The sequence below is a fragment of the Niallia oryzisoli genome, assembly GCF_043641075.1.
GTDB lineage: Bacteria > Bacillota > Bacilli > Bacillales > Cytobacillaceae > Bacillus_BD > Bacillus_BD oryzisoli_A.
Genome location: NZ_JBHZRC010000005.1, coordinates 64976 through 78620 on the forward strand (window position 1 = coordinate 64976; position 13645 = coordinate 78620).

Genomic DNA, 13645 nt, shown 5'->3' on the forward strand with positions numbered 1-13645 from the left:
TCTCCTTATCGATTAAAATGAAAGGTTTCATCTGTAATAGGAGCTACCTTTGCCTTCGCATACGTAGAACCCTTTTGTGAAAAGAAATCATATGTGGAACCCTCATTGCGAATCCCATTCATCACAATGGGGTTCACTTCTTCCTCTGGAAACATCGCTTCGAAGCCGACATTCATTAGCGCTTTATTAGCATTATAGCGTATATACGCCTTTACCTCTGGTGATAATCCTGTTTCAGCATACACATCATCAGTATACTGTATTTCATTTTGGTACAGATCAAGCAATAGTTCATAGCCCCATACCTTCAGCTCATCCTGCTTTTCCTTTGGGAATTGCTTGAATATATTTTGAGCAAAAAATCCCACTGCTACACCGTGAATTGATTCATCACGCAAAATAAGTGAAATCACCTCTGCGCTATTACGAAGAAACCCTTGTCCTCCTAAATAGAGAGGATAGAAAAAGCCAGAGTAAAATAAGAAGGACTCAAGCATGACAGATGCAAACATCGCTTTCCAGAGGCTTTCTGAATTTCCTTCTTCAATATTGTTATAAATGTCGCCAATTTTATTTGCTTTATATTGAAGATATTCATTTTTTTTCACCCAAGCAAAAAGCTCATCAATTTCTGTGTTCGTACAAAGGGTGGTAAAAATATAAGAGTATGATTTCGCATGAATGGCTTCAAATGCTGCAAAAACAGTCAAAACAGCCTTTTCCTGTAAATCTGTGGTATAGGCAGCTATATGATTCATCCCAATATTGGTTTGAACTGTATCAAGTAACGTCAATCCAGCAAATACTTTTTTATATGTATCCTGATGCTCAAAACTTTGCCACTGTTTCACATCTTTACTGACTGCAATTTCTTCCGGAAACCAAATTTGCTTCCATTGCTGATCCCAAAATACTTGTGCCAGTTCACTCGTTGGCTTATTCCAATTGACCGCCTCATACGTTAAATTTGACATGCAACACACTCCTCTAATGTTTGTAATCGTTGACGTACATAGTAAACCGACTTAATTCCCTTCATCCAAGCATAGATATAGATTTTTGCTAGTCTTTCAGTTGTCCAATTGTCAGTGACATAAAGCGTCATCGAAATTCCTTGATCCACATGTTTTTGAGCAGCAGCATATAAATCTATTAAGTCATAAGGATTAACATCGTATGCCTCCACGTATAAATGAGTGTTCTCATTTGTTAAGTGCGGCATTGGATAAATGGTTCGGCTATCGGCATAATCACGCACCTCGACGCGCTCTGTACAAGGGGCTATTGAAGCTGTGCAGCTACGAATATAACTGATCGAGCCTGTCGGAGGAATGGCAAGGCGATAGGAATGGTATAAGCCGTATTGCATAACATCTTGCTTGAGTACTTTCCACATCTTTTGCGTGATAATAGGAATATTCCCTAATGTTTTTAATAAACGTGGTGATAGCTCGTTTTCTTCTTTATCCATATATTGATCAAAATAAATCCCTGAAGCGTAATCGCTATCCTCAAAGCGGTAGAATGTTTCGCCGCGTTCTTTTGCAATCTCCATCGATGATTTCAGAGAATAATAGTTCATCGCTTCCATAAAGCAATCGATAAAATCAATAGAATCCTTTGAACCATACATGATTCCCTGTGTGACAAGATGTCCGTGTAAATTCATTGCACCCAACCCGACAGAATGCATGACTTGATTTGCTTTAGCAACAGGCGGCACATTTTTAATATCTGTCATTAGGGAAACATTGGTTAACAGGCGCATAGCGGTATCAATTAATCTACCAAAATCATTTACCTGACTTGCTGCATGAATATCAATCGAGCCTAAATTGCACGATACATCCAACCCGTAATGGTTTGGTTCATCTTGGTCTGTAATTACACTCGATTGCTGTACCTGAAAAATTTCTGTGCATAGATTAGACATTTTTACACGACCAATATTTTTGAGCGGATGGGCCTCGTTCACATTATCATCAAAGATCTCAAATGGATAGCCTGATTCAAATTGGGCCTTTTTCACTTCTGTATATAGCTTTCGTGCGTTTAACCGTTTAATTTTACGGATATTTGGATTATCTAGTAACTCGTAATACATCTCTGTAATCGAAATCTCAGATAGACGTTTGCCGTATTCTTTAAAAATATCATACGGACTAAACAACACAATATCTTTATCCCGTTTCATTAGCTCAAAGAAAATACTCGGAATGATTACTCCAGTTGATAGTGTTGCAAGGCGGATTTTATCATCAGCATTTGGTTTTTTGGATGAGATAAAGTTTTCTATATCCCCATGAAAAATATTTAAGTAGGCCACACCAGAACCGTTTCGTTGTCCTAGCTGATTCGAGTAGCTGAATGAGTTTTCTAAAAGCTTTGCGACGGGGATGACTCCACTTGCACGGTTCATTATCCCCTTAATCGGATCTCCCAAAGGACGTAAATCTGTTAAATTAACCCCAACACCACCACCAAGACGTGATAATTCCAAACAATATCCAATATTTTCAGCAATACTATTCATCGAGTCATCCATCGATAATTTAAAACAGCTCACTAGCTCGCCACGGGCTTTCTTCCCGCTGTTTAATGCGGTTGGAGTGGCAGGTTGATAAGCCACCATCATTGCTTCCACTGCTCGTTCTGCTAGCTCGGTATCGCCTTGTGCTAAATACAGAGCAATGATCACAATACGGTCTTCATACTTTTCCAAAATTTCTTTCCCGTCACGGCTTTTCATGGCGTAGCTATCGTAAAACTTACTAGCACTCATAAAAGAGGGGAAACGAAAGTGATAATCATACGCTTTTTTATAGAGTCTTTTAATAAATTCCATATCGTACATGTCAATAAACTCTTTTTCATAATAGCCTTCATCCACTAAGTAACGAATTTTTTCTTCAATATCAATAAAGTAACGTAGACGTACATTGACATATTCTAAAAAGTAACGGCGCGTTGCATCAAGGTCTTTTTCCAATTCCAATTGTCCTGTTGTACTATAACGATTCAGGACATCATTATTTAGCTTTAAATACGTGTTCATCCCATCACCCTCATTTCATAAAACCTCTGAATGGCTTCATAATCAGCTTTGTGTCCTCGTAAATCTAGTTTGCGCACTAAGGGAATATGATAAGTAGCTGCAATTTTCTCACCAGCACCGCCAAATACCGTATGACCGAAGTTACTATTGCCACTAACAACTACACCTTTACAACACTTTGCATTATGTTTTAGAAAATGCGTAACTTTTGCAGGAATATCACCTAATCCATCCGTGTATGTAATTAATAGGTAAGGCTTATTCAGCAGTAATTCATCAGAAATCTCAATTCGCTCTGCTGTTAATTTGGATGCAATATAGCGTACGTTGCCCGTTCTACTGGCATAAACAATCATTGTGAAATCATCTCAATTTGAGAAATAACTTCCTTTACATCACCAATGAACCTTCCTTCCAGTTCAAGGACAGGAACGCTTAGAAAACCTGCGTCCATGATTCTTTGCTTTGCCTGTTCATCCTGATCGATATTGATAATGTCGACTTCAAGCCTCGCACGTTGTAATTCAGATTTTACCCAGAGACATTTAGGACAGATTGTTTTTGTATAAAGTTTCATAGGATCCCTCTTTTCGTAATATAAAAAGGCTATCTCTAAGAAGAGATAGCCTGAAATGGAAACGTTCGAAATGGAAATAGTTACGTCTCCACTTCTCAATCCCCGAAGAAATGATAAATCTGTTTTATATAGGCAGGTCTCCTGACTTAGCTTCATCCTCCGATTCCCTTCCCATGCGATTGCATAGTGGCATTGAATCATCGTCGGCATTACAGTTGCGGGGACAGCGTCGGAATTGCACCGAACTTCCCTATTAAACTACATTTAGTAGTACCTATATAAAATATATACCATATATTGTTTTTGGTAGTATTAAGTCTAGCATTCTTAAAAATAAAAGTAAATCTATTTGTAGAAATAAATTTTTCTAATTTGTATGAATTAGGAATCTATAAATAACGTTCGAAAAGTAAAGGGTGTCATCCCTACATTTTTTCTAAAACATTCAATAAAATGAGAGGGTGTAGAAAAACCGCAAGTAAAAGCAATATTTTCAATTGATTCTGTAGTATCCATTAAACTTTGTTTAGCAAATTTCAAACGTAAATTAATAATATATTGATGTGGACTGACAGATAATTCTTGCTTGAAAAGACGAGAAAAGTGATATCTACTCAAACCAACATGATTAGCAATGTCCTCTAGCGGGAGATTGCTTTTATAATTTTTTTCAATAAAATATTTTGCTTCTTTTATAGCTGGATTAATCACTCTGTCTTGTTTAGTTAATGAAGATAATATTGAAAGTAAGTAAGATGCTAGTTTATGATCGTTAGGAATTTCTTGCTCCAGTTCATTTAATACAGAAGAAAACAAATGCGATGATGCTCTAGATTGTTTAAAATGAGGCCCAACTTTTTTTACAAGTAAATTATAGTACACTTCAGCTAGATCACCACTAAAATGAATAAATTCAAATTGAACTTCAGAAGTTGTCCAGTATTGATTAGGAACCCCTGAATATAAAAATATTTTATCGCCTTCAGAAGCAACAAAATGCTCTCCTTCATAATTGAAGTTCATTTCTCCCTTTACAATATTAATGACAGAATAAATTCCTGTATAAGGATCTGTATTCTTACGAAGTAGTTCATACGGAGTACGACATGTTAAATTAGCACTCCAAAGAACATGGAGCAGGTGTTCTTTGGCAAATTCAGAAGGCATGTGTAGATAAACACCTCTTTTACTAATAATACCTTTATCGAAGTATCCTAATTTTTCCTTTAAAATTTGGTCCATTATTCTTAACCCTTTCTAAAGCAAGTTTTCGATATTTCTTAGCATAATTACATAATGTAATCGTTTTATTATTGTTTTATTATATTCACATAAGAAACGAACTCGTCAAGAGTACTGTATTCAAAAAATACAAAATTTTATGTCATTCATATTCTGCAGAGGCAACAGCTTTAATAAAAGGAAAATATTATGATTGTGAATTGAAAAACTAATGAAATTAAGGATATAAAAATAGGCAATATTTTTTTATAATATTAGAATTTAATACGAGTCCAAGTTTCTGAATTTTTAGAAATAGCAATTATTTTATATAGAGAGTTTTCTGCTCTAAATACCAAAATCATAAATAAAGGAGGAAACAAATGTTAAATAAAGATAGTGTTTATCTGGGAATTGCACCTATTGGCTGGACGAACGATGATATGCCGCATCTTGGTGAAGAAAATACCTTTGAGCAGTGCATTAGTGAAGCTGCCTTAGCAGGGTTTGAAGGAACAGAGATAGGCAATAAATATCCAACTGACCCAGTCGAATTAAAAGAAAAAATGGCACTGCGCGGATTAAGAGTTGCTAATCAATGGTTTTCAACAACACTTTGTACGGAAAGCTATGAAGAAAATGAAAAGGCCTTTATTAAACAACTGGATTTTCTAGAAAAAGCGGGTGCTAATCGAATTAATGTTTGCGAAATAAGCAGAAATATTATTGCCGAAGCGGTGCCAATGTTTGGTGAAATGAAACCAGTTGCAACAGATGAGGAATGGGATAAGTTATGTGATGGCTTGAATCGCTTAGGGAAAATCGCGACACAACGTGGTTTTAAACTTTGCTTCCACCACCATATGGCAACGGTTGTTCAAACAGTCGATGAAGTGAAACGTCTACTAGACAATACCAATCCAGAATTTATTTACCTATGTTATGACAGTGGTCATTTTACATTATCTGGTGAAGATCCGGTTGCAGCATGTCATTTATTTGTAGATCGTATTGGTCATGTTCACTTGAAAGATATTCGTAAACAAGAAATGGACGAAGCAATTGCCAAAGATTTGACCTTTAGACAAACCGTGTTAGCAAATTGCTTTACTGTACCAGGAGATGGATTTGTTGACTTTGTGGGGATTTTTGACTGTTTATCTGAAAATGACTATCAAGGATGGTTATTGGTGGAAGCAGAGCAAGATCCTGCGATATCTAATCCATTTGAATATGCAGTCAAAGCAAGAAAATATATCAAAGAGACAATCAATATTTAAATTGGGGGAAAAACAAAATGAACTTTGAACAAGCTGCATGTATTGAATCAATGTACACAGAGCTGCCATTCATGGAACGTTTCGGCGCAGCCAAAAAAGATGGATTCGAATATGTAGAATTCTGGAGTTGGGTAGATAAGGATTTAGATGCTATTGCTGAGATCTGTCAAGAAACAGGCATGAAAGTTCGCGCATTTAATGGTGATGCGGATTATTCTCTCGTCGATCCAACGCATAAAAAAGATTACTTAGAATTTTTAACTCGTTCAATTGAAGCAGCGAAAAAGGTCGGTGCACCATCATTGACGATTCATTCAAATGCACTAGGTGATTTAGGGGTTGTTGTTAATCACTACACAGAGCTTTCAGATACAATAAAAATTTGTTCGATGTATGACATGTTGCTAGAATGCGCGAAATTAGCAGAAGCAAATGACATTCTATTAAACTTAGAACCATTAAATATCTACGTTGACCATGTTGGGAACTACTTAGCAACGACACAAGCGGCATCAGAGATGATTGGGCTAATCAATTCCCCAAAATTGAAAGTGTTGTACGATGTGTACCACATGCAAATTAATGAAGGAAATTTAAGTGACAATATAAGAAAATACTGGGATCACATTGGACATATTCATGTAGCAGATACACCGGGACGCCACGAACCGGGAACGGGGGAAATCAACTATCATCATATCTTTAACTTATTAGCGGAATTGAATTACACAGGTTGTATCGGATATGAATTATTTCCAAAAAATTCAACAGAAGAAGCTGTTAAAGCGATTATGAGCTATAAGAAGAATCTATTAAAAATATAATCTATTAAAATTAAAAATCTATAAAAGAAGGATATTGGGGGAGAATAATCATGACTAAAGTAAAAATTGGATTAATTGGTGCTGGAAGAATGGGAAGTTTCCATGGAACAACTGCTGCAAAAAGATTGGATAACGCTGAATTGGTAGCGATTGCGGACCCATTTAAACCAAATGCTGAGCGCCTAGCAAATGAATTAGGTGTAAGTAAAGTTTATGAAAATCCAAAAGATTTATTAGCAGATGAAGAAGTAGAGGCAGTGATCATCGCAACACCTGCTCGAACCCATAGTTCTTGGGTAATTGCTGCAGCAGAAGCAGGCAAAGGTATTTTCTGTGAAAAACCAATGGCAGTGACTGCACAAGAAGCTGAAGATGCGATTGCCGCTGTTGCCAAAGCAGGCGTACAATTACAAATTGGTTTCAATCGTCGTTTTGTTGATGACTTTACACAAGCTGGTAAAGAAATTCGCGAAAACCGTATTGGTGAACCACAGCTATTACGTTCACTAACCCGTGACCCAGGTCTAAATAACGCAGAGAAAATTCCAGAATGGACCATTTTCTTAGAAACATTAATCCATGATTTTGATACATTAAACTTCTTGAATCCCAATGCAGACCCAGTTTCTGTCTATGCTTCTGCGGATGCCTTGATTCGACCTGACTTAAAAGACAATGGATTATTAGATACAGCCGTTGTAACCATTAAATACAGCAATGGAGCTATCGCAACTGCAGAAGCTAACTTCCAGGCAGTTTATGGTTACGATGTACGTGGTGAGGTATTCGGTACAGAAGGTATGTTGTCACTAGGAAATATTCGTATGAACAGTATGGTTCGTTATACAAAAGATGGCATCAGCCATGATACAAGCCGTCAAGATACAGATTTATTGTTTAATGCGTATGTTACAGAAATGAATCAATTCGCAAATTGTGTGAGATATGATACAACACCTACTCCATCTGGAAATGATGCGAAAAAAGCATTAGCAATTGCACTGGCTTGTATCGAATCAGTCAAAACAGGAGCAGTTGCGCCGGTAATCTTATAAAAAATACTTTAAAATCTGATTTTTTAAGGAGGATTTGTCATTGCAGAAACTAGAAAAAGTCAGTAAACAACCACGTAATTTACCTACTGCGTTTATATATTTTATTGGTGCATTAGGTGGTATGTTGTTTGGATATGATACCGGAGTAATATCGGGTGCGCTACTGTTCATCAGAAAAGATTTAGGTTTGACCCCTACACTTGAAGGATTAGTTGTTAGTGGTGTTATGATTGGTGCTATTGTCGGATCGCTTGTAAGCGGTCCCTTGGCTGACCGATTTGGCAGGAAAAAAGTTATTATTCTACTAAGCATACTGTTTATTCTAGGTACTTTAGGAACATCATGGCCACCAAATGTTACTGTGATGATTTTATTTCGTATTGTTTTAGGAGTTGCAGTTGGTGGAGCATCAGGGATGGTACCGATTTACTTAGCAGAAATTGCACCAACTGAAAAACGAGGAGCGATTACGGCAATTAATAGCGTAATGAATGCAATTGGTATGTTACTTGCCTATGTCATTAACTATGCTTTCTCTTTTTCAGGTGATTGGAACGCCATGTTAGGTCTAGCATTAATTCCATCAGCTATTCTGTTAATAGGAATGTTTTTTCTACCAGAAAGCCCCAAATGGTTAGCTGAACACCGTGGTATTCCTCAAGCGAAAAAAGTATTGATGATGACACACGATAATGAGGCAGAGGTAGATAAAGAATTATTTGTTTTGAATTCCATGTTAAAGAAAAACGAAAAAGGAAAACTTTCGGATGTTTTCAATCCATGGATTCGTCCCATTGTAATTGTTGGAATTATGTTGGCAATCCTACAACAAATTACTGGGGCAAATACAATTTTCTATTTTATGCCAACCGTACTATCCGATAGTGGCTTAGGAGATAATATCGCATTGGTAAGTCATATTGGTATAGGTATTATTAATTTAATTATGACAATCGCCGGTGTATTTCTAATCGATAAATGGGGAAGAAAAAAATTGTTAGCCTTAGGTAGTTTGGGAATGGGAGCCTCTTTATTAATCCTAAGTCTCGTTGAATATATTCATAGTGGCTCTACTTTATCAGGGGTAATTATGATTGCGACAATGTGTCTGTTCATGTTTGCTTATTCGACTACTTGGGGAATGGTAATGTGGGTATTGCTAGCGGAAATTTTTCCATTACGAATTAAAGGAACAGCGATGGCAATCTGTACATTCTTTTTATGGACTTCCAACAGTATCCTAGCATTCTTTTTCCCAATTGCTACGGAACATTACGGACCAGCAGTTACATTTGGTTTCTTTGCGATTATTTGTTTCTTGAGTTTTGGGTTTGTTAAGAAATATGTACCTGAAACAAAAGGAAAAACATTGGAAGAAATTGAATTAGATTTTCGTTTTGACAAAACCTTTAAAGAAAATGAAGATGATGTAGAAATTAAAAAGTTAAACGTGAAAAATTAAATCAATGGTGAATGGTAGAAAGGAAAGTAAAGCAACTCAATATGAAACAGTGTATAATTCTGCAATAAGAGAAGCAATTACAGAGGTTCCTTATCAACACTTGAAGATGTTGAACAAGCAGCACAGGTAGCATTTAAAACTAGGGAAAAGTTGCTGTTCATGGACGAGCACGTATCTTATTCAAATACCAACAATTATTATTTGACCATAAAGATGAACTGGTAAAACTCGTGACAATTGAAAACGGAAATTCATTCAGTGAGTCTTTAGGGGAAGTACAACGTGAAATTGAAAACGTGTTCAAGTATTGACAGGTGTGAAATACCAAACAATTGTTTTAAACGATACAGATTTAAATGAAAGCAATTACTAATGTTATTGGTGCTGCATTTGGTTCAGCAGGTGAACGTTGTATGGCAGCATCGGTTATCACTAGATGGAAATCTTCATTCTACGGTACATTACATGCGAACGGAAAAGCCGTAACCGCTCGTTACAATACTACAGAGTATAAGTAATAAAAGAGATTTCCCATAAGTGAATTACAAATCTTAGGATAAACTTCTTGCACCTGGCGTAACGCTGGTGCAAGAAGTAACCAGGGAAAATACTCACGTAGCAATCGTAGATGGACAGGTTGTGTAACTATTGGAGGAACCATGACTGTACCTGTACTAAGTTTGGAAAGGTTTGAAAAGGTGTTATTCCCTATTACAATTTCCATAATGCGAAGGGATTCTGGATTTTCAATAAAAAATTTATCTGTTTCTTCAAAATAGAGGCAGGAAATTTTCAGTTGTTCCTGATTATGTGGTTGATATGGAAAGCCACATGTGGTCCCCTTTCCCTATTTGTTCTACAGTCAAAGGTCTCCAAAGTACACTGTGCGGGGGATCTAAACTATAATCGAAGGATATAGTCTACTGAATATGAAATAACTCCACATATTTTCTTTCATACGTTTTGTAAATGGTTGATAAGAGCTATGAATACGGGCTTACTTAAAACCTTCCATATCTGGAATCTTTCTACTAGTGCAGTTTTAAGCGAATGGATGTTATAGTTATTCTCGTAGTGATGAACGAAACAAACATGAAATGGTGAGTAGTCGCGGCTCATGTGTACATGAGTTGAGGAAAGTCCAGGCTCGCCCGGTGCTGAGATGCCCGGAGTGTTCGTGCCATCTGTAAAGGTGGGCAGAGATTAATCTCTGACGGCGGAGAAATCAGCTAAGTCCTTATGGATATGCTGAGATTATCCTGAAAGTGCCACAGTAACGGAGTTCTTCTGGAAACGGAAGAAATGGAACGGGGTAAACCCCACGAGCGAGCAACCCAAACTTAGGTAGGGGCACCATCCCGCGGGAAGTGAACCAAAGGATGGATCGGTCAAATCGATCGATAGTTATATGACTACACCTGTCTGTGCAAGATTGGCATCGTTTGAGCACACAGGAACAGAACCTGGCTTACAGCCATTTCATGGGCCGAATCATCTACATCGTTTTGCATATAACATAAGGTATGGTTTTCATATACATACCGTGCTAGACGGGGAGTTAGCGGTGCCCTGTACCCGCAATCCGCTATAGCGGGGTTGAATGCCTATATGAGGTTTGAACATGTAAGGTCTGCCTTACAAAAGTGAGCGTTGACAATTGGGTCCTGCGCAATGGATACCTATGAAATTGGTCAGGTCCGGAAGGAAGCAGCCATAAGTAGTCTTCTCCATGTGCCGTAGGGTAGCCTAGTTCGAGTTACCTTTTGTAAGTAACGCTTGGTTGTTCCTGTCGAGAATAGGATGCACGGTTTACATATAAAAGGTCGGTACTTCTAATTGTTTTTATTAAGCAATTAGAAGTACCGACCTTTTTACTTATTATTAATATATTCAGTTTATGTAAAATAGAAACGAATAAGATATATATTGATCCAGAAAGCAACGAAATGGTGATTTACTTGGGGAATGGTAATGTGGGTATTGCTAGCGGAAATTTTTCCATTACGAATTAAAGGAACAGCGATGGCAATCTGTACATTCTTTTTATGGACTTCCAACAGTATCCTAGCATAAAACTTTAATGAAAATGAAGAAGATGTAGAAATTAATTCAATGGTGAGTAAATGAAAACGATTACTAAAATTATTGAAGAATGCATTTACGATGAATTAGCTTCCGCTGTCTAATAAAAATTATTATAACTACGAAGACCAGTTATCCTAACAGATGATTGGTCTATTTTTGTTTTCAAAGGAGGAATACCAGTATGTTTGATTTTAGACCTGTGCCTCAAATTTCCTCTTATTACCCAATTCTCTTTGCACTTTTTATTTGGTAATATTAAAATGTATAATGATTAAAATTGACTATTGCTTTATAACAAGAGCTTAAGCACGATATAAGTATAAATCTAAGCAGGGAAATCCTTGCTTTTTATTTTTGGGAACAAGAGCTTGCCGGGATATCCCATTATGAGAGGATTTGAATTTAAATATGATAGATAATTTTTGGCGTGATTTACCACGACCATTTTTTGTACTTGCACCAATGGAAGATGTGACGGATGTTGTTTTTCGTCACGTAGTAAGTAAAGCCGGTCGACCAGATGTATTTTTTACAGAGTTTACAAACTCGGATAGCTATTGTCATCCAGATGGCATAAAAAGTGTGCGTGGCCGCTTAACTTTCACAGAAGATGAGCAGCCAATGGTGGCGCATATTTGGGGGGATAATCCCGAATATTTCCGTCAAATGAGTATTGGCATGGCAGAGCTAGGATTTAAAGGCATCGATATTAATATGGGATGCCCTGTGCCGAATGTGGCATCAAGAGGGAAAGGTAGTGGCCTTATTCTGCGTCCGGATGTTGCGGCAGATCTTATTCAAGCAGCAAAGACGGGTGGACTACCTGTCAGCGTGAAAACAAGACTTGGCTATAAGAAGATAGAGGAATGGGAGGAATGGCTAACGCATATTTTAAAGCAGGATATTGCGAACCTTTCTATCCATTTGCGTACAAGAGAGGAAATGAGCCAAGTAGATGCGCATTGGGAGCTAATTCCAGAAATTAAAAAATTACGTGACCGTATCGCACCCAATACGCTGCTAACTATCAATGGAGATATTCCTGACCGTCAAACGGGGCTGCAGCTTGCTGAAAAATATGGGATTGATGGCATTATGATTGGACGAGGTATTTTTAAAAATCCATTTGCTTTTGAAAAAGAACCAAAAGAGCATACCAGTAAAGAATACCTTGATCTCTTAAGACTGCAGCTTGATTTACAAGATCAATATGCGGAAATACTGCCACGCTCAATCACAGGGCTTCATCGCTTTTTCAAGATTTATGTCAAAGGATTCCCTGGAGCTGCTGAATTAAGAAACCGATTGATGAACACGAAATCAACAGATGAAGTGCGTGCCATGCTCAATGACTTTGAGTGATGACAGGGAGAGTTACCAAAATAGTACATGAGTTTAATGCAGGTGGGGCAGTTGGTTCTTTAAAGCGATCTGGAACAATTGCTGTTCCCTCTGCATCCATAAAAAAAGTCGAGTGCCTAAGAAAAATTTATGCGACTCGTTAGCTAAAGAGTGGATAAATTTTCATAACAGCCCATACCGTAATGACGATCCAAATTAAGATAATGATTGAACCACCCACCCAATTCCTCGGTTTACCCTTTTGCATAAGCTCTTCTGCTTTCACTTCACAGTCAGATAATACACCCTTTGGTATCATCTTTAAGGCAAACATGATCCCTAACGGAAGAAGAATGACGTCATCTAAATAGCCTAGAATGGGTATGAAATCTGGTATTAGGTCAACCGGACTAAACGCATAGGCCACAATACAAGCAGTAAATACCTTTGCATACCATGGAACTCGCTCATCTTTACAAGCATAATAAAGGATAAATATCTGTCGTTTTAGACTCTTCGCCCACGCCTTCATTTTATTGAACATTTTTGCTCCTACTAATACTTAAGATTTTCCTATTATTATAACAAAGTTGCATGAGACACTCATACTAACGAGATCTCTTTTGATGTGCAAATGTGAAAAACCAGGTTACATAACATACTTTGAGTGGACAAATGAAACAGGTAAGTGAATTCATAGGCGGAGAATTTCCGGCTAATGTACGAGGGGCGGCCTTAAGAAGCA

General features: G+C 37.3%; 13 protein-coding genes, 2 other RNA genes, 3 pseudogenes and 1 riboswitch. Of the genes and pseudogenes, 12 read left to right on the forward strand and 6 right to left on the reverse strand.

Annotated features, from left to right (window positions below):
* Nucleotides 1-5: 5 nt before the first annotated feature.
* The 5 genes from nrdF to ACHUFV_RS15850 form a co-directional block, all read right to left on the reverse strand.
* Nucleotides 6-974, reverse strand: a complete 969-nt coding sequence (gene nrdF, locus ACHUFV_RS15830) for a class 1b ribonucleoside-diphosphate reductase subunit beta (protein WP_394235789.1) — start codon at nucleotides 972-974, stop codon at nucleotides 6-8.
* Nucleotides 962-3055 (reverse strand): class 1b ribonucleoside-diphosphate reductase subunit alpha, encoded by a 2094-nt coding sequence (gene nrdE / locus ACHUFV_RS15835; protein WP_394235791.1) that lies wholly within the window; start codon nucleotides 3053-3055, stop codon nucleotides 962-964. Before nrdE ends, nrdF begins: the two co-directional genes overlap by 13 nt.
* Complete coding sequence (gene nrdI, locus ACHUFV_RS15840) at nucleotides 3052-3411, reverse strand: class Ib ribonucleoside-diphosphate reductase assembly flavoprotein NrdI (protein ID WP_394235793.1); 360 nt, start codon at nucleotides 3409-3411, stop codon at nucleotides 3052-3054. Before nrdI ends, nrdE begins: the two co-directional genes overlap by 4 nt.
* Entirely contained in the window at nucleotides 3408-3632 is a 225-nt protein-coding gene (locus ACHUFV_RS15845; protein WP_394235795.1) for a glutaredoxin family protein, read from the reverse strand. The genes nrdI and ACHUFV_RS15845 overlap by 4 nt, the downstream gene beginning before the upstream one ends.
* A gap of 114 nt (nucleotides 3633-3746) precedes the next feature.
* A riboswitch (cobalamin riboswitch) is annotated at nucleotides 3747-3925 on the reverse strand.
* A gap of 88 nt (nucleotides 3926-4013) precedes the next feature.
* On the reverse strand, nucleotides 4014-4874 hold the full coding sequence (locus tag ACHUFV_RS15850; RefSeq protein WP_394235797.1) for a helix-turn-helix domain-containing protein: 861 nt from the start codon (nucleotides 4872-4874) through the stop codon (nucleotides 4014-4016).
* Between the two features lie 362 nt (nucleotides 4875-5236).
* Between ACHUFV_RS15850 and iolE the strand changes: the two genes are divergently transcribed.
* The 12 genes and pseudogenes from iolE to ACHUFV_RS15905 all read left to right on the forward strand — a co-directional run bounded on the left by iolE (nucleotide 5237) and on the right by ACHUFV_RS15905 (nucleotide 13064).
* The gene (gene iolE, locus ACHUFV_RS15855) at nucleotides 5237-6133 is read left to right on the forward strand and encodes a myo-inosose-2 dehydratase (RefSeq protein WP_394235799.1); all 897 of its coding nucleotides are present in this window, start codon (nucleotides 5237-5239) and stop codon (nucleotides 6131-6133) included.
* A gap of 17 nt (nucleotides 6134-6150) precedes the next feature.
* Complete coding sequence (locus ACHUFV_RS15860; protein WP_394235801.1) at nucleotides 6151-6957, forward strand: hydroxypyruvate isomerase family protein; 807 nt, start codon at nucleotides 6151-6153, stop codon at nucleotides 6955-6957.
* A 50-nt stretch (nucleotides 6958-7007) separates the two neighbouring features.
* The gene (locus ACHUFV_RS15865; protein ID WP_394235803.1) at nucleotides 7008-8012 is read left to right on the forward strand and encodes a Gfo/Idh/MocA family oxidoreductase; all 1005 of its coding nucleotides are present in this window, start codon (nucleotides 7008-7010) and stop codon (nucleotides 8010-8012) included.
* Nucleotides 8013-8052: 40 nt separating this feature from the next.
* Nucleotides 8053-9474, forward strand: a complete 1422-nt coding sequence (locus ACHUFV_RS15870) for a sugar porter family MFS transporter (protein WP_394235805.1) — start codon at nucleotides 8053-8055, stop codon at nucleotides 9472-9474.
* A gap of 4 nt (nucleotides 9475-9478) precedes the next feature.
* Nucleotides 9479-9773, forward strand: a pseudogene (locus ACHUFV_RS15875) (aldehyde dehydrogenase family protein); the annotation flags it as partial.
* A pseudogene (locus ACHUFV_RS27435) lies at nucleotides 9767-9908 on the forward strand (aldehyde dehydrogenase family protein); the annotation flags it as partial. The pseudogenes ACHUFV_RS15875 and ACHUFV_RS27435, both read left to right, overlap by 7 nt.
* A gap of 390 nt (nucleotides 9909-10298) precedes the next feature.
* Nucleotides 10299-10537: pseudogene (locus ACHUFV_RS15880) on the forward strand (tyrosine-type recombinase/integrase); the annotation flags it as partial.
* Nucleotides 10538-10570: 33 nt separating this feature from the next.
* An RNA gene (rnpB, locus tag ACHUFV_RS15885) (RNase P RNA component class B) lies at nucleotides 10571-10950 on the forward strand.
* 65 nt (nucleotides 10951-11015) lie between these two features.
* Nucleotides 11016-11282, forward strand: an RNA gene (gene ffs, locus ACHUFV_RS15890) — signal recognition particle sRNA large type.
* A gap of 157 nt (nucleotides 11283-11439) precedes the next feature.
* Entirely contained in the window at nucleotides 11440-11547 is a 108-nt protein-coding gene (locus tag ACHUFV_RS15895; RefSeq protein ID WP_394235807.1) for an MFS transporter, read from the forward strand.
* A gap of 420 nt (nucleotides 11548-11967) precedes the next feature.
* On the forward strand, nucleotides 11968-12921 hold the full coding sequence (locus ACHUFV_RS15900) for a tRNA dihydrouridine synthase (RefSeq protein ID WP_394235809.1): 954 nt from the start codon (nucleotides 11968-11970) through the stop codon (nucleotides 12919-12921).
* Nucleotides 12918-13064 carry a hypothetical protein gene (locus tag ACHUFV_RS15905; protein WP_394235811.1) on the forward strand — a complete coding sequence of 49 codons (147 nt, stop codon included), beginning with the start codon at nucleotides 12918-12920 and terminating at the stop codon, nucleotides 13062-13064. Before ACHUFV_RS15900 ends, ACHUFV_RS15905 begins: the two co-directional genes overlap by 4 nt.
* Here ACHUFV_RS15905 and ACHUFV_RS15910 read toward each other — a convergent pair.
* Nucleotides 13061-13444 (reverse strand): YkvA family protein, encoded by a 384-nt coding sequence (locus ACHUFV_RS15910; protein WP_394235813.1) that lies wholly within the window; start codon nucleotides 13442-13444, stop codon nucleotides 13061-13063. The genes ACHUFV_RS15905 and ACHUFV_RS15910 overlap by 4 nt on opposite strands.
* Nucleotides 13445-13645 lie beyond the last annotated feature (201 nt).